We start from the raw sequence: 19,477 nt of genomic DNA, 5'->3' as shown, positions 1-19,477 counted from the left end.
CGGCATCGGGCCACGCGGACGCCCGCCATATCGGGTCGGACGGCGCAAAAATCAAGCCGCGTCGGTGCCCGGCCCGCCGAGAACCCGGCTGACGACGCGGGCGGTGAAGTCGACCATCGGCACGATGCGGGCATAGTTGAGCCGTGTCGGGCCGATCACCCCGAGCACGCCGACCACCCTGCCCTGCCCGTCGCGATAGGGTGCGACGATGGTGGAGGAGCCCGACAGCGAGAACAGCTTGTTCTCCGAGCCGATGAAGATGCGCAGGCCCTGCGCGTCCTCGGCCCGGCCGAGCAGATCGACCACTTCCTGCTTGGCGTCGAGATCGTCGAACAGCAGGCGCACCCGCTCCAGATCCTCGATCGCGCGCAGGTCCTGCAGCAGCCGCGTCTGCCCGCGCACGATGAGCCGCCGATCGGCCTTCTCGCCGCCCGACCAGCTGGCCATGCCGCTTTCCACCACCCGCGCCGTCACCTCGTCGAGCTCGGCGCGGCGGGCGGCGAGCGTGCGCTCCACCTCGGCGCGCAGTTCGGTCAGCGTGCGCCCGCGCGTCAGCGAGGAGAGGAAATTGGTCGCTTCCACCAGCGCCGAGGGCGGCAGGCCCTTGGGCAGCGGCACCAGCCGGTTTTCCACCTCGCCATCGTCGGAAACGAGGATCAGCAGCGCGCGGGTGGCGTCGAGCGGGACGAACTCGATATGCTTGAGCCGCACATCGGTCTTGCCTGTCGTGACGACGCCGGCGCCGCGCGACAGGCCGGAAAGCAGGTTGGAGGCTTCCGCCAGCACCCCGTCCACGGTCTGGGCGCGGGCGGCGGCGCGCACCTGGGTCTCGATCGAGTTGCGCTCATCCTCCGAGACGTCGCCGATCTCCAGCAGCGCATCGACGAAGAAGCGCAGCCCGCGCTCGGTCGGCAGCCGACCGGCGCTGGTATGGGGGGCGAAGATGAGGCCGGCGGCCTCAAGGTCCGCCATCACATTGCGCACCGAGGCCGGCGACAGCGTCATCGGAATAAGCCGCGAAATGTTGCGCGACCCCGCCGGCTCGCCGGTGGCGAGATAGGTTTCGACGATCTGCCGGAAGATCTCGCGCGAGCGCTCGTCGAGATGGGCAAGCGAGGGCGCGGTGGCGGACAGAAATGGATCGAGGGGCATCGCCGGGCTTGTCCCTTGTGTCGTCTACCCGTTCATGGGCCGCTATTATCTCGGTATTCGCCAGCCATGTACAAGCGGCGCGGCTGAAGCGCCGCCCGGCGCCGGACGGAGAGTCCGCGCCCGGCGATTGCACCGGGCCCGCGCCACCCTTACAAGGTCCGGCCACAGGGCGAGGCCAGGATGCCCTGCCACCCGCCGTTCAGGAGACCACACGCATGCGCCCTTCCCGCCGCCTTCCCGACGAGATGCGTGCCGTGAGCTTCGAGCGCGGCGTGCTGCGCCATGCCGAGGGCTCGTGCCTGGTGAAGTTCGGCGAGACCCATGTGCTGGTCGCCGCCACGCTGGAAGAGCGCCTGCCGCCCTGGCTCAAGGGCCAGGGGCGCGGCTGGGTGACGGCGGAATATGGCATGCTGCCGCGCGCCACCCATGACCGCACCCGCCGTGAGGCCGCCGCCGGCAAGCAATCCGGCCGCACCCAGGAAATCCAGCGCCTGATCGGCCGCTCGCTGCGTGCCGTGGTCGACCTGGAAAAGCTCGGCGAGCGGCAGATCACGGTGGATTGCGACGTCATCCAGGCCGATGGCGGCACCCGCACCGCCGCCGTCACCGGGGCGTGGGTCGCGCTGCATGACTGCCTGAGCTGGATGAAGTCGCGCGGCATGCTGCCCGCCATCCCGCTGCGCGATCATCTCGCCGCCGTCTCCTGCGGCATCATCGATGGCGAGCCGCGGCTCGATCTCGACTATGCCGAGGATTCCGAGGCCCACACGGATGTCAATTTCGTCATGACCGGCTCCGGCGGCTTCGTCGAGGTGCAGGGCACGGCGGAGAAGACGCCGTTCTCCGAGGACGAGTTCAACGCCATGCTCGGTCTCGCCCGCAAGGGCGTCGCCAAGCTGGTCGATCTGCAGAAGCTGGCTGTCGCATGAACACCGCCCCGCACCGCCGGCTGGAAGGCCGGATCGTCATCGCCACCCATAATCCCGGCAAGCTGGAGGAGATGCGCGGCCTGCTCGCGCCCTATGGCATCGACGCCGTTTCCGCCGGCGAGCTGGACCTGCCCGAGCCGGAAGAGACCGGCCTCACCTTCACCGAGAATGCCCGGATCAAGGCGATCGCCGCCGCGACCGCCGCCGGGCTGCCCGCCTTCGCCGACGATTCCGGGCTGTGCGTCGACGCGCTGGGCGGCGCGCCGGGGCTCTACACCGCCCGCTGGGCCGGGCCGGAGAAGGACTTCATGGCGGCGATGACCCGCGTGGAGGAGGAGCTGCGCGAGGCCGGCGCCGAACTGCCGGACCTGCGCCGGGCGCATTTCGTCTCCGCCTTGTGCCTCGCCTGGCCGGATGGGCATGTCGAGGATTTCGAGGGCGTGGTCAACGGCACGCTGGTCTGGCCGCCGCGCGGGCCGGCCGGCTTCGGCTATGACCCGATGTTCCAGCCCGACGGTCAGCCGGAAGACAACCCGCGCACCTTCGGCGAGATGTCGGGGGCGGAAAAGCACGGCCTGCCGCCGCTCGGCCGCGGCCTGTCGCACCGCGCGCGCGCCTTCATGGCGCTGGCGCAGGCCTGCCTCGGGGCGGACTTTGACTGAGCGCCCCCCGGCGCCGCCGCCGCTCGATCCCGGCTTCGGCGTCTATGTGCATTGGCCGTTCTGCAAGGCCAAATGCCCCTATTGCGACTTCAACTCGCATGTCCGCCATGCCCCGCCCGACCAGGCCCGCTTCGTCGCCGCGTTCCAGGCGGAGATCGCCCACACGCGCGCCCGCATCGGCCAGCGGCGCACCCAGAGCGTCTTCTTCGGCGGTGGCACGCCCTCGCTGATGGAGCCGGGCACGGTCGGGGCGATCCTCGACGCCATCCATGCCGCCTGGCCGCTCGACGCGCGCGCCGAGGTGACGCTGGAGGCCAACCCGACCAGCGTCGAGGCGGAGCGTTTTCGCGGCTACCGCGCCGCCGGCGTCAACCGCGTCTCGCTGGGCGTGCAGGCGTTGGACGATGCCGCGCTGAAGGCGCTCGGGCGCATGCACAGCGCCGAGGAAGCGCTGGGCGCGGTGGCGGTGGCGCGCGCGGCGTTCGAGCGTGTGTCGTTCGACCTCATCTATGCCCGCCCCGGCCAGACGCCGGAGGCCTGGGCGGCCGAACTCAAGCGCGCGATCAATGAGGGCTGCGAGCACCTCTCGCTCTACCAGCTCACCATCGAGGACGGCACGCCCTTCGCCGCGCTGCACCGCGCCGGCCGGCTGATCGTGCCCGATAGCGAGGCCGCGCGCGTGCTGTGGGACGTGACGCAGGAGACCACCCACGCCGCCGGGCTGCCGGCCTATGAGGTGTCGAACCACGCCCGCCCGGGGGCGGAGAGCCGGCACAATCTTCTGTACTGGCGCTATGGCGAATATGCCGGCATCGGCCCCGGCGCGCATGGAAGGCTCGACACGCCGGAAGCGCGGGTCGCCACCTCCACCGAGCGCGGGCCGGAGGAGTGGGTGGCGCGGGTGGAAGCCGCCGGCCATGGCGTCATCGTCGACGAGAAGCTCACCCGCGCGGAACAGGCCGACGAATATCTGCTGATGGGGCTGCGGCTGCTGGAAGGCATCGACGCCCGCCGCTTCGCCCGGCTGGCGGGCCGGCCCTTCGACCCGGCGCGGGTGGCGGCGCTGCTGGAGGACGGCATGATCGAGGCGCTGCCCGATGAGCGCCTGCGCGCCACCGCGCTCGGCCTGCCGGTGCTCGACGCCATCGTCGCCGATCTGGCGGCGTGAGGGCGTACGCTTTCAATTTGCGATTGAGGCACTATGGTAGAGGCGAGTGTGGAGTTTTTAGAATCCTGTGACCAAGCACTACACCGCTTATATCGATGAAGCCGGTGACGAGGGTATCGGCAAACTTGCGGCTGGTCCTGTCGGTGGTCAGTCGCGTTGGCTTGTACTTGGTGCCTGTATAGTCAGTCGAGAAAATGATCTTAAGTTGCCAGCATGGAGAGACAAAATCCTCTCCAGATTTCCTGATAAGAAATCTCGCGATCTTCATTTTCGTGAATTAAAACATGAACAAAAGATTGTTGTATGTCAGGAATTGTCGGGTCTTCCGATTGGTGTATCCCTCGCATTTTCCCATAAAGTGACAATTCCAGGGACTAAATGGGAGTCAATTTTCAAGCAAAAGGGATATTTATACAATTATCTATTGCGGTGGCTGCTTGAGCGCGTGACCATGACATGCGAAAGGGCGGCAGGCGGAGACCAATGTGTACTTAAGATTGTTTTTTCCCGTCGAGGGGGGACCGACTATCAGGCTATGAAGGATTATCTATGTTTGATGCGGGATGGCAACGAGGTAATGAGGCCCGTACGATCAATTCGCTGGAACGTATTGGATATCGACACTATTTCGGTAGAAAATCATAAAAAATGGGCAGGATTACAATTGGCCGACTGCGTTACCAGCGCAGGATTTTGCGCTCTGGAGCCTAATAGATATGGAAATTACGAGTCCTCATACGCAAGAATTCTGCGAGAGAGATTCATAAAGCATAATGGATCTATATTTAACTGCGGAATTACAGCTGTTCCGTCGTTATGGCGATGCAATATTGACGATGCTCAACGAGAATTTTTTGAAAGCTTCAGATAAAGGTGGGCAGACCCCCGGCCCCTGATCCACATCGCAAAGGATGCTGCCGCTCAAAGAGCAACTCGGAGTTATTCCGGCGCGTGTCTGCCCAATACGAATCTGGAGGATGTGGGGAAGAAAGTCAAGAGTCAACAAGAACAAATATAGAACATAATGTGTCTCACATCCCCTGCGCGAAGCTGCGCGGGGCGGGGCTGACGATCTGGGTGGTGCCGCCGGAAATCTGCATCACCGCCAGCCCGCGCTCATTGGTGCCATCGGCGCGGAAGCGGAAAATGCCGTCGACGCCGGAAAAGCCCGAGGGGTTCTGGATCGCCGCGTCGGTGATGCCGTTCTCGCCATAGGAGTTGACCAGCGCCGCCATCAGCGACACCGCATCATGCGAGAGCGTGGTGGTGCGGACCGGCTCGCGGCCGAAGCGCGCCCGGTAGCGGGCGGCGAAGGCGCGGAAGCCTGCCGTGTCGGGCGCGGCGAAGATGCCGCCATTCATTACAGGATTGGCGAACAGCTTGGCATCGTCCCACAGGCCGGTGCCGATCAGCTGCTTGCCGGCGAGGCTGGCGCCCGCGCCTGAGAGCGCCTGCACGATCTGCGGCACGGTGTCGGCGGCATCCGGCAGGAACACCGCGTCGGCCTGCGCCACCGAGCCGGCCAGCCGCCGCGCGGCCTCCGCCGCCTGGCCGGCGCCATAGCGCTCCAGCCCGACCACGCGCCCGCCGACCGTGGGCACGGTCTCGCGGAAGGCGGCCTCGACCACCGAGCCATAGGCATTGTCCGGCACCAGCCCGACAAAGGAGCGCCGGCCCTGGGAGGCGGTGTAGCGGATGGCGCGCTCGACATCGGTCTGCGGCAGGAAGCTGAGGAGGTAGACCCCGTGCGTCGCCACATTGGTATCGGTGGAGAAGCCGACCAGCGGCACGCCGCGCTGGCGCGCCACCTGGCCGGCAGCGCCGACGGAATGGGCGAAGAGCGGGCCGATGATGGCGCGGGCGCCCTCGTCCAGCGCCTGCTGCGCGGCGGCCTGCGCGCCGGGGCCGGTGCCGCCATCGTCCTTGACGATCAGCCTTATACGGGCGCCGGCGAATTCCGAGAGCGCCATCTCCGCCGCGTTGCGCAGCGAGAGCGCCACCGCGCCGGCATTGCCGCTGGCGCCGAGCGGCAGGATGAGGCCGATGGGGGTGCCGGTGCCGAGTCCCGCATTGGGGTCCGGCGGCAGTTGCGGTGCCGGCAGCGCCGCCTGTGGCGGTCCCAGATCCGGCCCGGAGGAGCAGGCGGCCAGTCCGGCCGCGCCGGCCATGACGAGAAAGCCGCGCCGGCTGGTCCGGGCGAGGCCTGTGCGGATCGCGGCCGTATCCCTAGCGTTCATGCGGTGCGTTCGGCTCGGCTGTGCGCCTGCCACCCTGGCCGACGTCGCCCACCTTTTTAGGACGGCGCGACAAGCCCTGTCACCTTCCCGCCGCGGCACCGGGCCGGAAAGCCTGACATATCCACCCGTTCGGCCCCTTTTGGCGGCGGCGGGCGACGGCCCGGCGCGCGACGCGACACTGACGAGAGGCATGACGGCGCCGCCGGGGCTCTCTACAATGCGCCACCATGACGCTTTCACCCGATCTGCCTTCCGATGATGCCGCCCCCGACGCGGCTCCTGCCCGCCGCTTCCGCATCGGCGCGCACAGCCTTCCCGCCGCGCGCCCGCAGCCGGGCCTCTACATCGTCGCCACGCCGATCGGCAATCTCGGCGACGTGACGCTGCGGGCGCTGGAAACGCTGGCCGGCGCCGACCTGATCGCTTGCGAGGACACCCGCATCACACGGCGGCTGCTGGAGCGTTACGGAATCGAAACGAAGCTGGTGGCCTATCACGACCACAATGCCGAGCAGGCGCGGCCCCGGCTGCTGGCGCGGCTGGCGGAGGGCGGCGTGGTGGCGCAGGTGTCGGATGCCGGCACGCCGCTGATCTCCGATCCCGGCTACAAGCTGGTGGCGGCGGCGATCGCGGCCGGGCACCGCGTCATTCCGCTGCCAGGCGCCTCGGCCAGCCTCGCGGCGCTGGTGGCGGCGGGGCTGCCGACCGACCGTTTCTTCTTCGAGGGCTTTCTGCCGGCCAAGAGTGGCGCCCGCCGCACCCGCATCAGCGAGCTGAAGACGCTGCCGGCGACGCTGATCCTCTATGAATCGGGCCCGCGCCTGCCGGAAAGCCTCGCCGACCTGAATGAGGGCCTCGGCCCCCGGCCGGCGGCGGTGTGCCGGGAGCTGACCAAGACCTTCGAGGAGGCGCGGCGCGGCCCGTTGGATGCGCTCGCCGCCTTCTATGCCGAGGCCGGCCCGCCCAAGGGCGAGATCGTGATCGTGATCGGCCCGCCTGGGGCGGAGGAATCCAGCGCCGCCGATCTCGACGTCGCGCTGAAGCAGGCGCTGGCCAGCCTCTCGGTCAAGGATGCGGCGGCGGCGGTGGCGACCGCGACCGGCCTGCCCCGCCGCGCCGTCTATGCCCGCGCGCTCGCCCTGCAGGGCGGCGATGGCTGAGGCGGCGCGGCCGGACGCGCCGATTGAACGGGCGCGGGCGCGCCGCCAGGCCGCCTTCACCCGTGGCCTGGCGGCGGAGGCCGCTGCAGCCGCCCTGTTCGAGGCCGAAGGCTTTGTCATTCTGGAGCGGCGCGCCCGCACCCCGCGCGGCGAGATCGACCTGGTGGCGCGGCGCGACGGGCTGGTCGTGTTCATCGAGGTGAAGGCGCGTGCCTCGCTACGTTTCGCAGCCGAATCGATCCTGCTGCGCCAGCGCCGGCGCATCATCGGCGCGGCGGAAATCTATCTCTCCCGCCATCCCGAGCTGGCCGGTCTCGATATGCGGCTCGATGTGGTGCTGGTGGCCCCCGGTGCACCGCCGCTGCACCTGCCGGGCGCCTTCGAGGCGGAGTGAGCGGGGGAACGAGGTCGTGGCGCGACGCCGCGCGAGCGATTAAACAGAAAGGCGAATGCCGCCGGGCGGTCCCGCCTCCGGCCGGCTCCCTCCTGTCGCAGACGGAACTCCCATGAGCCTCAACGTCGCCGTCCAGATGGACCCGATCGACCGCATCAATATTGCGGGCGATTCCGCCTTCGCCCTGATGCTGGAAGCGCAGGCGCGCGGCCACGCACTGTCCTATTACACGCCCGACCGCATGGCGATGCGCGACGGCGAGGTGTTCGCCACCGTTCAGCCGCTGGAAGTGCGCGACCTGAAGGGCGACCATTTCACCCTCGGCGACCCCAAGCGCGTGCGGCTCGACACGTTCGACGTGATCCTGATGCGGCAGGACCCGCCCTTCGACCTCCACTACATCACCGCGACGCATCTGCTGGAGCGCATTCACCCGAAGACGCTGGTGGTGAACGACCCCGCCCATGTGCGCAACGCGCCGGAAAAAATTTTCGTCACCGAATTTCCCGATTTGATGCCGCCGACGCTGATCACCCGCGACCTCGACGAGATCAAGGCGTTCCGCGACGAGTTCGGCGACATCGTGATGAAGCCGCTCTATGGCCATGGCGGCGCCTCGGTGTTCCGCCTCACCCGCGACGACCTGAATTTCGGCTCGCTCTACGACCTGTTCGCCACCACCTTCCGCGAGCCCTGGGTGGTGCAGCGCTTCATCCCCGAGGTGAAGCATGGCGACAAGCGCATCATCCTGGTGGACGGGGTGTTCGCCGGGGCGGTGAACCGCGTGCCGAGCGAGGGCGACCTGCGCTCCAACATGGTGCGCGGCGGCGCGGCAGCGGAAACCGACCTGACGCCGCGCGAACGCGAGATCTGCGAGCGGCTGGGGCCGGCGCTGCGGGCGCGCGGGCTGCTGCTCACCGGCATCGACGTGATCGACGGCAACCTCACCGAGATCAACGTCACCGCGCCGACCGGCATCCGCGCCATCAAGCGGATCGGCGGGCCGGATATCGCACCGATCGTGTGGGACATGATCGAGGCCAAGCGCGCCTGAGGGCGCGGGCGCCCGCCAGACATGCAAACGGCACCGCCCCGGTTTCGAGGCGGTGCCGTCTTTTTCGCGCGCGGCGCGGTTCAGTGGACGCTGAGCGTCACCAGTTCGTTCTGCATCGCGTTGGCGATCGCCGCCTCGCGGCTGTCGGTCAGCATGATCGGCGTGCCATCGGCGGCATGCAGGGTGAACAGCACGAGGCCCGGTGAGAGATGGGCCTGCGGAAACAGCTCCGCCGCTTCTTCCGAACGGATGGTGCGCAGATAGGCGATGTGCCCGCCGCCGAGATTGGCGAAATCCTCCGCGGTGAGGGCGCCGGCGAGCGCCGAACCGGCGGAGGCGGGATCGATGTGAAATTCATTGGTCATGATCGGCTACTCCTCTGCGTACAGTCGAGCGGCTTGGGGGTCCGTCATTCATCCGTCGCTATGGTGATACGCCGGACGACGCGTTCCGGTTCCGGTCGCACCAGCTCGACGCAGAGCAGGCCGTTCTTCAGCTCGGCACCGATCACCCGCATGCCCTCGGCCAGCACGAAGACGCGCTGGAACTGGCGTGCGGCAATGCCACGGTGGAGAAAGACCCGCCCGGGCTCTTCGCTCTGGCGGCCGCGGATGACGAGTTCCTTCTCCTCCACCGTCACTTCCAGCTGCTCGCGGGTGAAACCCGCGACCGCCAAAGTGATGCGGAGCTTTTCCGGCTGCTCCGCCGTGGCGACCCGCTCGATATTGTAGGGCGGGTACCCGTCGGAACCTTTCATGACCCGGTCGAGCGCCCGCTCGACCTCGTCAAAGCCGAGCAGGAAGGGGCTCGACAGCGAGGGAATACGCGACATGCTCCCAAAGTCCTCGTCTGAAGCGACTTTGTGTGATGGGACCCCGTTCAGGCATCCCGTTGGGAAGCGATATGGGACAGCGCCCGCCTCCGCGCAAGACGCGGGGCGTGCGAGCAGGGTCGCAGGGGAAGGGGCCGAGCGAGGCGGCGCGAGCGGGGCGATGCGCTCAGGCGGCGTGGCGCTCGCCATTTACGCCGAAATGGTCGAGATAGCGCGGGCTGATCTTCTCCACCGGCAGCACGATCAGCACATCGGTGGTGCCGAACTGGCGATCGACCACGGCGCCGCGGCCGATCTGGGCGCCGAGGCGCAGATAGCCCTTGATCAGCGGCGGCAGCGCATTGAGCGCCGCCTTGGCATCCAGCGCCTCGACCGAGACGAGGTCCATCGGCGCGGCATGGCGGGGCAGCGCCTGCGCCGCCCATTCCGGATCGGTGGGGGCGAAATGGTGCAGGAAGGCCAGCGGCCGCGCCAGCGCCTGCGGGTCGCAGCCCTCCAGGCTGGCGCAGCCGAACATCACGTCGATGCCATGCCGGCGCACATAGGCCCAGATGCCGTGCCAGAGCAGCTCCACCGTGCGCTTGTTGCGGTAGGAGGCGAGCACGCAGGAGCGGCCGAGCTCCAGAAAGCGGCGGTGCGGGTGGCGCGCCAGCAAGGGGGCGATGTCGAATTCGCTCGCCGTGTAGAAGCCGTTGTGACGGTCGGCGATCTCCTGGCGCAGCAGGCGATAGGTGCCGACCACGCGCGGCACCCGCCGGCCGCGCACCATCCGGCAGGATTCGTGGTCGAGCACCAGAAGGTGATCGCAAATGCCGTCAAAGGCGTCGACATCGCGCCGGGTGAGTCGCATGGCGGCGGCGGGCGTCGCCGACATTTCCTCGTAGAACACCTCGTAGCGCAGGCGCTGGGCGCGGCGCACATCCGCCGCCGTGACCGCGAGGCGCACTTCCAGCGCGCCGATCCGCCCCAGCGTCGCCGGGCCGGGCTCGCCCCGGCTGCCGCGATGGCGCACGCCGGAATAGGAGCGCAGCGCCGGCATCAGGCGCGAGGGGGTGAGGGCGGCCGGCACCAGCCGCAGCGGCGTGGCGCCCTTGGACCCCGGCGCGGCATTCTTCGGGGTGAATTTGGGGGTGAAGAAATGGCGCCAGGCTGCCAGCCCGGGCGTGGCGAGCGAGGCACTGAGGGAGGCGACCCGCGAGGCTGGCGGTGTCTCGACAGTCCCATCGGCGAACAGCTGCGTCATGACCGACCCCCCACGCTGCCTTCACTATAGCGTTTTATGACAGGAATCACATTTCTCGGACGCCCATGTGACAGCCCGACCGCACCGGCCTGCCGTAGCGGGAGGCGGGTCGTCGGCAAGGGTTACGAACGCGCGTGGCGGCGGAGATCACGGCTTGTGACCGGCGGCGGACAGGGCCGTGTGCGCGGGATACCCGGCCGGCCACGGTCAGCCTTTTCGCTGGTGCGGGCCGTGAGGGCAGCGGTGCGGGCAGGCGTCCAGGACCGGGAGCCCATGATGCCTCAAACAGGGGCGCGCGACGTCATGGGTGTCGGCGGCGGCGCGAGGAGGCGTGTGCCAGCAGGGCGGGCGGTAGGACGGCCGCTGCCGCTCCCACCTCCCACTCCCTCCTGCCGCTCCTGCGGCCGCGCCGCTGCCGCTGCCGCTGCTGGGGGCGCGCGGCGCGCCTTGATGGTGCGGCGGCGGCGGTTTGCCCGGTGTCGGCGCCCAGGTTGGGCCCCCGGGTTGGGCGAGCGGTGAGAGGGCCGGGCCTGCTTGGACGCCTGTCCAGCGCATCCTTCCAGAAGCATCGCCGGCCCGCTCCGGCATCGTCTTCCCCGTCGAGGCGGGCCGAGAGGGATGGCGCGCCGTCAGCACGCTGCAAAAACGGCTGGCGCCCCGCATGTGGGTGCAAACCCTTCGCACGGATGCCCGGGGGCGCCCACGGCCTGAGCCCGGTCTCTGCGCCAGACCCGGCGCTCCCCGCGCCCGCTCTCAGGCTGCGGCGGCGTTGCGGTCGGCGGCGGCACGATAGGCGAGCGCTTCGGCGAGGTGGCCCCGCCCGACCGTCTCGGCGCCGGCGAGATCGGCCAGGGTGCGCGCCACCCGCAGCACCCGGTGATAGCCCCGCGCCGACAGCCGCATCAGCTTGGCGGCGTCCGCCAGCAGGGCCGAGCCGGCGGCATCCGGGGTGGCGATCTCTTCGAGTATCGGGCCTGTCGCCTCGGCATTGGTGAACAGGTCCGGCCGGCCGAGCGCGCAAAAGCGCTCGCGCTGCACGATCCGCGCCTGCGCCACCCGCTGCGCGACGGCGGCGCTGGGCTCGGACGGGCCGGGACGCACGAGATCGACCGCCGCCACGGCGGGCACGTCGAGATGCAGGTCCACCCGGTCGAGAAACGGGCCGGACAGGCGCGCCTGGTATTCCGCCGCGCAGCGCGGGCCGCGCCGGCAGGTCTGCCCCGGCTCGCCGGCACGGCCGCAGCGGCAGGGGTTCATCGCCGCGATCAGCTGGAAGCGGGCGGGGTAGGAAATGCGGTGATTGGCACGGGCGATCACCGCCTCGCCGGTCTCCAGCGGCTGGCGCAGCGAATCGAGCACGGCGGGGGCGAACTCCGGCAATTCGTCGAGGAACAGCACGCCATTATGCGCCAGCGACACCTCGCCCGGCCGCGCCCGCATGCCGCCGCCCACCATCGCCGCCATGCTGGCGGAATGATGCGGGGCGCGGAAGGGGCGCCGGCTGGTGAGCGCGCCGCCCTGCAGCGTGCCGGCGACCGAGGCAACCATCGACACTTCCAGCAGCTCGGAAGGGGTGAGCGGCGGCAGGATCGAGGGAAGCCGCTGCGCCAGCATCGACTTGCCGGCGCCCGGCGGCCCGCTGAGCAGGAGATTGTGGCGCCCGGCGGCGGCGATCTCCAGCGCCCGGCGCGCGGTTTCCTGGCCCTTCACCTCGGCGAGATCGGGCAGGTGCGCCGTGCTGGCCTCCAGCCGCGGTTCCGGGCGGGCGAGCAATTGGCGGCCGGCGAAGTGATTGACCAGCTGGATCAGCGAATGCGGTGCCAGCACAGGCATGTCAGGGCTGGCCCAGGCCGCTTCCGGCCCGCAGGCCTCGGGGCAGATGAGGCCATGGTTGCGGGCATTGGCGCCGATGGCGGCCGGCAGCACGCCGGCGACGGCGGCGATGCGCCCGTCCAGCGCCAGTTCGCCGACCACGGTGAACCCGTCCAGCGCGTCGGGCCCGATCGCGCCGATTGCCGCCATCAGGCCGAGGGCGATCGGCAGGTCGTAATGGCTGCCTTCCTTCGGCAGGTCGGCAGGGGCGAGGTTGACGGTGATGCGCCGGGCGGGAAGGGCGAGGCCGGAGGCGGTGAGGGCGGCACGCACCCGTTCCTTCGCCTCGGTGACCGCCTTGTCGGCCAGGCCGACCAGATTGAAGGCCGGCAGGCCCGGGCTCACCTGAACTTGAACGTCGACCGGGCGGGTCTCGACGCCCTCGAACGCCACCGTTGCCACGCGCTGGACCATCGACGCCCTCCTGCCGGAGCCTTGCGCGCCGGCTGCCAGCGGCCGCGCAGGTGGCAGAATAAGGGCTTGGCTGTTGGCGTCAAGAACAATACGGGAACAAATCGCCGCAAAAATCAACGAAACGTTAAGGAAGGTCGCGTCAGCCTTATGATAGAAAAATTCTATCGTGGCACGGAACACCTGAATTGATTTCGGTTTCGGCGCGTACCATCCTTACCTTTGGAAAATTCTAAAAGAAGGCTACGGGAGAAATGCCGCATTACGAACCCTGGAGCGACGAGCGCGCCCGCGCGGTCATCGATGAGTTCGCTCATCTGGAAGGCCCGCTGATGCCGATGCTCCACGCTGTGCAGGAGACGTTCGGCCATGTGCCCGACGCCGTCGTGCCGATGCTGGCCGAGAAGCTCAACGTTTCGCGCGCCGAAGTCCATGGCGTCGTGACTTTCTACCATGATTTCCGCCACGAGCCGGCCGGCCGCCATGTGCTGAAGCTCTGCCGCGCCGAGGCCTGCCAGGCGGCGGGCGGCGACGCGCTGGCCGAGCATGCCGAGCACCGGCTGGGCTGCAAGCTGGGCGAGACCACGGCGGACGGGCGCGTCACCGTCGAGCCGATCTACTGCCTCGGCCTGTGCGCCACGGCGCCGTCGGCCATGCTGGACGGCAAGATCGTGGCGCGGCTCAACGAGCGTCGTCTCGACGCGCTGATCGCGGAGGCCCAGTCATGAGCACCAATTCCGGGACCATTCGCATCTACGTTCCCAAGGATGCCTGCGCCATCGCCTGCGGCGCCGACGAGGTGGCCGAGGCCATCGCCGCCGCGGCGCTGGCGGCGCGCCAGCCGGTCGAGATCGTCCGCAACGGTTCGCGCGGCATGCTCTGGCTGGAGCCGATGATCGAGGTCGTCACCGATGAGGGCCGCATCGCCTATGGCCCGGTCGAGGCCGGCGACGTCGACGGCCTGTTCGCGGCCGGCTTCCTCACCGGCGGCGACCATGCGCTGCGCATCGGCAAGCCGGAGGAGCATCCGTTCCTCGCCAAGCAGACCCGCCTCACCTTCGCCCGCTGCGGCATCATCGACCCGGCTTCTTACGAGGATTACCGCGCCCATGGCGGCTATCGCGGGCTGGAGCGGGCGCTGACGCTCGGCCCGGCGGGCATTATCGAGGAAGTGAAGACCTCGGGCCTGCGCGGGCGCGGCGGCGCTGGCTTCCCCACCGCCATCAAGTGGAAGACGGTGGCGGACGCCAAGGGCGACCAGAAATACATCGTCTGCAACGCCGACGAGGGCGACAGCGGCACCTTCGCCGACCGCATGATCATGGAAGGCGACCCCTTCGAGCTGATCGAGGGCATGACCATCGCCGGCATCGCGGTGGGCGCGACCAAGGGCTATGTCTACACCCGCTCGGAATATCCGCACGCCATCTGGGCGATGGAGAAGGCGGTCGAGGTGGCGCGGGCCAATGGCATGCTCGGCGCCAACATCGCCGGCTCGCCCTACAGCTTCGACATGGAAGTGCGCATGGGCGCCGGCGCCTATGTGTGCGGCGAGGAAACCGCCCTGCTCGACAGCCTGGAAGGCAAGCGCGGCACGGTGCGCGCCAAGCCGCCGCTGCCGGCGCATAAGGGCCTGTTCCAGAAGCCGACCGTCATCAACAACGTGCTCTCGCTCACCGCCGTGCCGCATATCCTGGCCGATGGCGGGCAGTTCTACGCCGATTTCGGCATGGGCCGCTCGCGCGGCACGATGCCGATCCAGATCGCCGGCAATGTGAAGTTCGGCGGCCTGTTCGAGACCGCCTTCGGCATCACGCTGGGCGAGCTGGTCAACGACATTGGTGGCGGCACCGCCACCGGCAAGCCGGTCAAGGCCGCCCAGGTCGGCGGCCCGCTCGGCGCCTATGTGCCGACCTGGCAGTTCGACCTGCCCTTCGACTACGAGGCCTTCGCGGCCAAGGACGCGCTGATCGGCCATGGCGGCATCGTCGTGTTCGACGAGAGCTCCGACCTCGCCAAGATGGCCCGCTTTGCCATGGAGTTCTGCTCCGTGGAGAGCTGCGGCAAGTGCACGCCCTGCCGCATCGGCTCGACGCGCGGCGTCGAATTGATGGACAAGATCATCGCCGGCGACCGCGTCACCGCCAACCTCGCGACGCTCACCGATCTCTGCCAGACGATGAAGCTTGGATCCCTTTGCGCCCTTGGCGGGTTTACCCCGTATCCGGTGCTGAGTGCGCTGAACCATTTCCCCGAGGATTTCGGTGCGCCCCCGCGCGTCGTCCTCGAAGCCGCCGAATAGGAGGACGCATCATGTCACTCGTCCATGAGATCGACTACGGTACGCCCGCTCCCAAGACCGACAAGATGGTGACGCTCACCATTGACGGGATGGAAGTCACGGTTCCGGAAGGAACCTCCATCATGCGCGCGGCGATGGAGATGGGAACGCAGATTCCCAAGCTCTGCGCCACCGACTCGCTGGAGGCATTCGGCTCCTGCCGCCTGTGCCTGATCGAGATCGAGGGCCGCAACGGCACCCCGGCCTCCTGCACCACGCCGGTGGCACCGGGCCTGAAGGTCCACACCCAGACCCCGCGCCTCGCCCAGCTGCGCAAGGGCGTGATGGAGCTCTACATCTCCGACCACCCGCTGGACTGCCTGACCTGCGCCGCCAATGGCGATTGCGAGCTGCAGGACATGGCCGGCGCAGTCGGCCTGCGCGAAGTGCGCTACGGCATGGAGGGCGCCAACCATTTCGCCCCCTCCTCCGAGCTGCTGATGCCGAAGGACGAGTCGAACCCGTACTTCACCTATGACCCGGCCAAGTGCATCGTCTGCAATCGCTGCGTGCGCGCCTGCGAGGAAGTGCAGGGCACCTTCGCGCTGACCATTTCCGGCCGTGGCTTCGACAGCCGCGTCTCGCCCGGCCAGTCGGAGGCCTTCCTCACCTCGGAATGCGTGTCCTGCGGCGCCTGCGTGCAGGCCTGCCCGACCGCCACCCTCTCCGAGAAGCGGCTGATCGACATCGGCACCCCTGAGCATTCGGTGGTGACGACCTGCGCCTATTGCGGCGTCGGCTGCACCTTCAAGGCGGAAATGCGCGGCCAGGAAGTGGTCCGCATGGTGCCGTGGAAGGACGGCAAGGCCAATCGCGGCCATAGCTGCGTCAAGGGCCGCTTCGCCTGGGGCTATGCCATGCACCAGGACCGCATCCTAAAGCCGATGATCCGCTCCAAGGTCACCGAGCCGTGGCGCGAAGTGTCGTGGGAAGAGGCGATCGCCTACACCGCCTCCGAGCTGAAGCGCATTCAGGATACCTATGGCCGCAAGTCGGTCGGCGGCATCACCTCCTCGCGCTGCACCAATGAAGAAGCCTATCTGGTCCAGAAGATCATCCGCGCCGGCTTCGGCACCAACAATGTCGACACCTGCGCCCGCGTCTGCCATTCGCCGACCGGTTATGGCCTGAACCAGGCCTTCGGCACCTCGGCGGGCACGCAGGACTTCGATTCGGTCGAGGATTCGGACGTCATCCTGGTCATCGGCGCCAACCCGACCGACGGCCACCCGGTGTTCGGCTCGCGGATGAAGAAGCGGCTGCGCGAGGGCGCCAAGCTGATCGTCATCGATCCGCGCCGCATCGACCTCGTGCGTTCGCCCCACGTCACGGCCGACTACCACCTGCCGCTGCAGCCGGGCACCAATGTCGCCGTCGTCACCGCGCTGGCCCATGTCGTCGTCACCGAAGGCCTGGTGGACGAGAATTATGTCCGCCAGTTCTGCGACTGGGAGGAATTCCAGGACTGGGCCGAGTTCGTCGCCGATCCGCGCCACTCGCCTGAGGAAGTCGAGAAGATCTCCGGCGTGCCGGCCGAGCAGATTCGCGGCGCCGCCCGGCTGTTCGCCACCGGCGGCAATGGCGCGATCTATTACGGCCTCGGCGTTACCGAGCACTCGCAGGGCTCGACCACCGTCATGGCCATCGCCAACCTCGCCATGGCGACCGGCAATATTGGCCGTCGCGGCGTCGGCGTGAACCCGCTGCGCGGCCAGAACAACGTGCAGGGCTCGTGCGACATGGGCTCGTTCCCGCATGAGCTGCCGGGCTATCGCCACATCTCCGACGACGCCACCCGCGCCACCTTCGAGGCGATGTGGGGCCGCCCGCTTGATCCCGAGCCCGGCCTGCGCATTCCCAACATGCTGGACGCCGCCGTCGACGGCACCTTCAAGGCGATCTACATCCAGGGCGAGGACATTCTGCAGTCCGACCCGGACACGCATCACGTCGCCTCCGGCCTCGCGGCGATGGAGTTGGTGATCGTGCAGGACCTGTTCCTGAACGAGACCGCCGCCTACGCCCATGTCTTCCTGCCGGGCTGCACCTTCCTTGAGAAGGACGGCACCTTCACCAATGCCGAGCGCCGCATCCAGCTCGTGCGCAAGGTGATGGCGCCGAAGAACGGCTATGGCGACTGGGAAGTCACCCAGATGCTGGCCCGTGCCATCGGCATGGACTGGAACTACACCCACCCCTCGCAGATCATGGACGAGATCGCCGCGCTCACCCCGAGCTTCGCCGGCGTGTCGTTCAAGAAGCTCGACGAGATGGGCTCGGTGCAGTGGCCCTGCAACGACGCCAATCCCGAAGGCATGCCGATCATGCATATTGGCGGCTTCGCGCGCGGCAAGGGCAAGTTCGTACTCACCGAATATGTGGCCACCGACGAGCGTTCGGGCCCGCGCTTCCCGCTGCTGCTGACCACCGGCCGCATTCTCAGCCACTACAATGTCGGCGCGCAGACCCGCCGCACCGAGAATGTGGCCTGGCATCCCGAGGACGTGCTGGAAATCCACCCCCACGATGCCGAGCAGCGCGGCGTGCGCGACGGCGACTGGGTGCGGATCGACAGCCGCGCCGGCTCCACCACCCTGCGCGCGCAGATCACCGACCGCGTGGCGCCGGGCGTCGTCTACACCACCTTCCACCACCCGACGACGCAGGCCAATGTCGTCACCACCGACTTCTCGGACTGGGCCACCAACTGCCCCGAGTTCAAGGTGACGGCGGTGCAGATCGCCCGCTCGAACGGCCCGTCCGAGTGGCAGGAAGACTATGACGAGTTCACCCGCCAGAGCCGCCGCATCGCGGTCGCGGCGGAGTGAGCGGAGCCGTCCGTCGATGATCGCGCCGGTCGCCCGCGTCTCGCGCCTGGCCGTCACCCCTTCGGGGGCGACGGTGGGCGAGCGGGCGATCCCCGAGGAGACGCCGGTCGCCATCGTCCATAACGGCTCGACCTATGCCGTGATGATGGCGACGCCGGCGGATCTGGAGGATTTCGGCTATGGCTTCAGCCTGACCGAGGGCGTGATCGACAGCCTCGCCGACGTGCAGTCCATCGAAACGCTGGAATTCGAGGACGAGGCCGGCGTGCTCGGGGTCGAGGTGCGGCTCTGGCTCGACGAGGCGCGCGCCGGCCAGATGGTGGCGCGCCGCCGTCAGATCGCCGGCCCCACCGGCTGCGGCCTGTGCGGGGTGGAGAGCCTGGAACTGGCGGTGAAGCCCGCCCGTACCGTGGCCGACGGGGCGCGGTTCACCGCCACTGAGATTTCTCGTGCCGTCGCCTCGCTGCCGCCGGCGCAGGTTCTTAATCACCAGACCCGCGCCGTGCATGCGGCCGCCTTCTGGGAACCCGCCGCCGGGCTGGTGGCGGTGCGCGAGGATGTCGGACGCCACAACGCGCTCGACAAGCTCGTCGGCCATCTCGTCCGCGAGGGTCATGCGGCGGGCGGCGGCGTGGTGCTGCTGACCAGCCGGGTGTCGATCGAGATGGTGCAGAAGACCGCCATGCTCGGCGCTTCCGTGCTGGTGGCAGTGTCCGCCCCCACGGCGCTGGCGCTGCGGACGGCGGAGAAGGCGGGCATCACCCTCGTCGCCATCGCCCGCGATGATGGATTCGAAGTCTTTACCCACCCCCATCGCATCGTGCTGGACGGGGCAGAGAAGGAGCGTATCGCCCATGTCGGCTAACACGATGGAACGTCTGGTCTATATGGCGAACCAGATCGGCAAGTTTTTCCAGCCGCAGGGCCACGAAAAGACCGTCACCGGCGTCGCCAAGCACATCAGGGATTTCTGGGATCCGCGCATGCGCGCCCGCATTGAGGACCATATCGCTGCGGGCGGCGAGGGGCTGGCGCCGGACGTGCTCGAAGCGCTGAAGTCGCTGCCCAAGGTCAGCCGCGACACCATTCCCGCCGCCCGCCCGACGGTCGACGTGCCCGGCCCGACCGCGCACCACCACTAATTTGCTCTTTGCAGACAGAGGCCGGCACGCCGCGGGGCGCTGCCGGCCTTTC

At 68.5% G+C, this 19,477-nt stretch carries 18 protein-coding genes; 12 read left to right on the top strand and 6 right to left on the bottom strand.

What is annotated here, in order from left to right; all coding sequences use genetic code 11:
* Positions 1-51: 51 nt before the first annotated feature.
* A complete protein-coding gene (gene hrcA / locus BLO63_RS10465; protein ID WP_091439990.1) occupies positions 52-1,152 on the bottom strand; it encodes a heat-inducible transcriptional repressor HrcA in 1,101 nt (366 codons plus the stop codon).
* 215 nt (positions 1,153-1,367) lie between these two features.
* Here hrcA and rph point away from each other — a divergent pair, with 215 nt between their 5' ends.
* The 4 genes from rph to BLO63_RS10445 all read left to right on the top strand — a co-directional run bounded on the left by rph (position 1,368) and on the right by BLO63_RS10445 (position 4,782).
* The gene (rph, locus tag BLO63_RS10460; protein ID WP_091439988.1) at positions 1,368-2,081 is read left to right on the top strand and encodes a ribonuclease PH; all 714 of its coding nucleotides are present in this window, start codon (positions 1,368-1,370) and stop codon (positions 2,079-2,081) included.
* Positions 2,078-2,743 carry a non-canonical purine NTP pyrophosphatase gene (locus BLO63_RS10455; RefSeq protein ID WP_091439985.1) on the top strand — a complete coding sequence of 222 codons (666 nt, stop codon included), beginning with the start codon at positions 2,078-2,080 and terminating at the stop codon, positions 2,741-2,743. Before rph ends, BLO63_RS10455 begins: the two co-directional genes overlap by 4 nt.
* Positions 2,736-3,911, top strand: a complete 1,176-nt coding sequence (hemW, locus tag BLO63_RS10450) for a radical SAM family heme chaperone HemW (RefSeq protein ID WP_091439983.1) — start codon at positions 2,736-2,738, stop codon at positions 3,909-3,911. Before BLO63_RS10455 ends, hemW begins: the two co-directional genes overlap by 8 nt.
* 67 nt (positions 3,912-3,978) lie before the next feature.
* Positions 3,979-4,782 carry a DUF3800 domain-containing protein gene (locus BLO63_RS10445; protein ID WP_091439980.1) on the top strand — a complete coding sequence of 268 codons (804 nt, stop codon included), beginning with the start codon at positions 3,979-3,981 and terminating at the stop codon, positions 4,780-4,782.
* A gap of 160 nt (positions 4,783-4,942) precedes the next feature.
* On the opposite strand, the gene BLO63_RS10440 is transcribed toward BLO63_RS10445, so the two are convergent.
* Complete coding sequence (locus tag BLO63_RS10440; RefSeq protein WP_091439977.1) at positions 4,943-6,148, bottom strand: penicillin-binding protein activator; 1,206 nt, start codon at positions 6,146-6,148, stop codon at positions 4,943-4,945.
* 227 nt (positions 6,149-6,375) lie between these two features.
* On the opposite strand from BLO63_RS10440, the gene rsmI reads away from it, so the two are divergent.
* The 3 genes from rsmI (at position 6,376) to gshB (ending at position 8,756) form a co-directional block, all read left to right on the top strand.
* Positions 6,376-7,308, top strand: coding sequence for a 16S rRNA (cytidine(1402)-2'-O)-methyltransferase (gene rsmI, locus BLO63_RS10435; protein WP_091439976.1), 933 nt, complete (start codon positions 6,376-6,378; stop codon positions 7,306-7,308).
* Entirely contained in the window at positions 7,301-7,702 is a 402-nt protein-coding gene (locus tag BLO63_RS10430) for a YraN family protein (RefSeq protein WP_091440421.1), read from the top strand. Before rsmI ends, BLO63_RS10430 begins: the two co-directional genes overlap by 8 nt.
* 112 nt (positions 7,703-7,814) lie before the next feature.
* On the top strand, positions 7,815-8,756 hold the full coding sequence (gene gshB / locus BLO63_RS10425) for a glutathione synthase (RefSeq protein WP_091439973.1): 942 nt from the start codon (positions 7,815-7,817) through the stop codon (positions 8,754-8,756).
* 80 nt (positions 8,757-8,836) lie between these two features.
* Here gshB and BLO63_RS10420 read toward each other — a convergent pair whose 3' ends face one another.
* The 4 genes from BLO63_RS10420 to BLO63_RS10405 form a co-directional block, all read right to left on the bottom strand.
* Positions 8,837-9,121, bottom strand: coding sequence for a BQ00720 family protein (locus tag BLO63_RS10420; RefSeq protein WP_091439971.1), 285 nt, complete (start codon positions 9,119-9,121; stop codon positions 8,837-8,839).
* Positions 9,122-9,165: 44 nt separating this feature from the next.
* Complete coding sequence (locus BLO63_RS10415; RefSeq protein ID WP_091439969.1) at positions 9,166-9,588, bottom strand: Hsp20 family protein; 423 nt, start codon at positions 9,586-9,588, stop codon at positions 9,166-9,168.
* A gap of 166 nt (positions 9,589-9,754) precedes the next feature.
* Positions 9,755-10,831, bottom strand: coding sequence for a l-ornithine N(alpha)-acyltransferase (olsB, locus tag BLO63_RS10410; RefSeq protein ID WP_091439966.1), 1,077 nt, complete (start codon positions 10,829-10,831; stop codon positions 9,755-9,757).
* Between the two features lie 753 nt (positions 10,832-11,584).
* Positions 11,585-13,117 (bottom strand): YifB family Mg chelatase-like AAA ATPase, encoded by a 1,533-nt coding sequence (locus BLO63_RS10405; protein WP_091439963.1) that lies wholly within the window; start codon positions 13,115-13,117, stop codon positions 11,585-11,587.
* A gap of 251 nt (positions 13,118-13,368) precedes the next feature.
* On the opposite strand from BLO63_RS10405, the gene BLO63_RS10400 reads away from it, so the two are divergent.
* Genes BLO63_RS10400 through BLO63_RS10380 form a run of 5 tightly spaced genes read left to right on the top strand, consistent with a single transcriptional unit; the run spans position 13,369 to position 19,425 of the window.
* Positions 13,369-13,842, top strand: a complete 474-nt coding sequence (locus BLO63_RS10400; protein WP_091439960.1) for a formate dehydrogenase subunit gamma — start codon at positions 13,369-13,371, stop codon at positions 13,840-13,842.
* Entirely contained in the window at positions 13,839-15,416 is a 1,578-nt protein-coding gene (locus tag BLO63_RS10395; protein WP_091439957.1) for a formate dehydrogenase beta subunit, read from the top strand. The genes BLO63_RS10400 and BLO63_RS10395 overlap by 4 nt, the downstream gene beginning before the upstream one ends.
* 11 nt (positions 15,417-15,427) lie before the next feature.
* Positions 15,428-18,283, top strand: a complete 2,856-nt coding sequence (gene fdhF, locus BLO63_RS10390; protein ID WP_091439954.1) for a formate dehydrogenase subunit alpha — start codon at positions 15,428-15,430, stop codon at positions 18,281-18,283.
* A 16-nt stretch (positions 18,284-18,299) separates the two neighbouring features.
* Complete coding sequence (gene fdhD, locus BLO63_RS10385; protein ID WP_091439952.1) at positions 18,300-19,148, top strand: formate dehydrogenase accessory sulfurtransferase FdhD; 849 nt, start codon at positions 18,300-18,302, stop codon at positions 19,146-19,148.
* The gene (locus BLO63_RS10380; protein ID WP_205409302.1) at positions 19,138-19,425 is read left to right on the top strand and encodes a formate dehydrogenase subunit delta; all 288 of its coding nucleotides are present in this window, start codon (positions 19,138-19,140) and stop codon (positions 19,423-19,425) included. The genes fdhD and BLO63_RS10380 overlap by 11 nt, the downstream gene beginning before the upstream one ends.
* The last annotated feature ends 52 nt before the right edge of the window (positions 19,426-19,477 follow it).

This window comes from Ancylobacter rudongensis, assembly GCF_900100155.1.
Taxonomy (GTDB): Bacteria; Pseudomonadota; Alphaproteobacteria; order Rhizobiales; family Xanthobacteraceae; genus Ancylobacter; species Ancylobacter rudongensis.
Note: the sequence above shows the minus strand (reverse complement) of the source record. Positions and strands in the feature narration are given on the sequence as shown.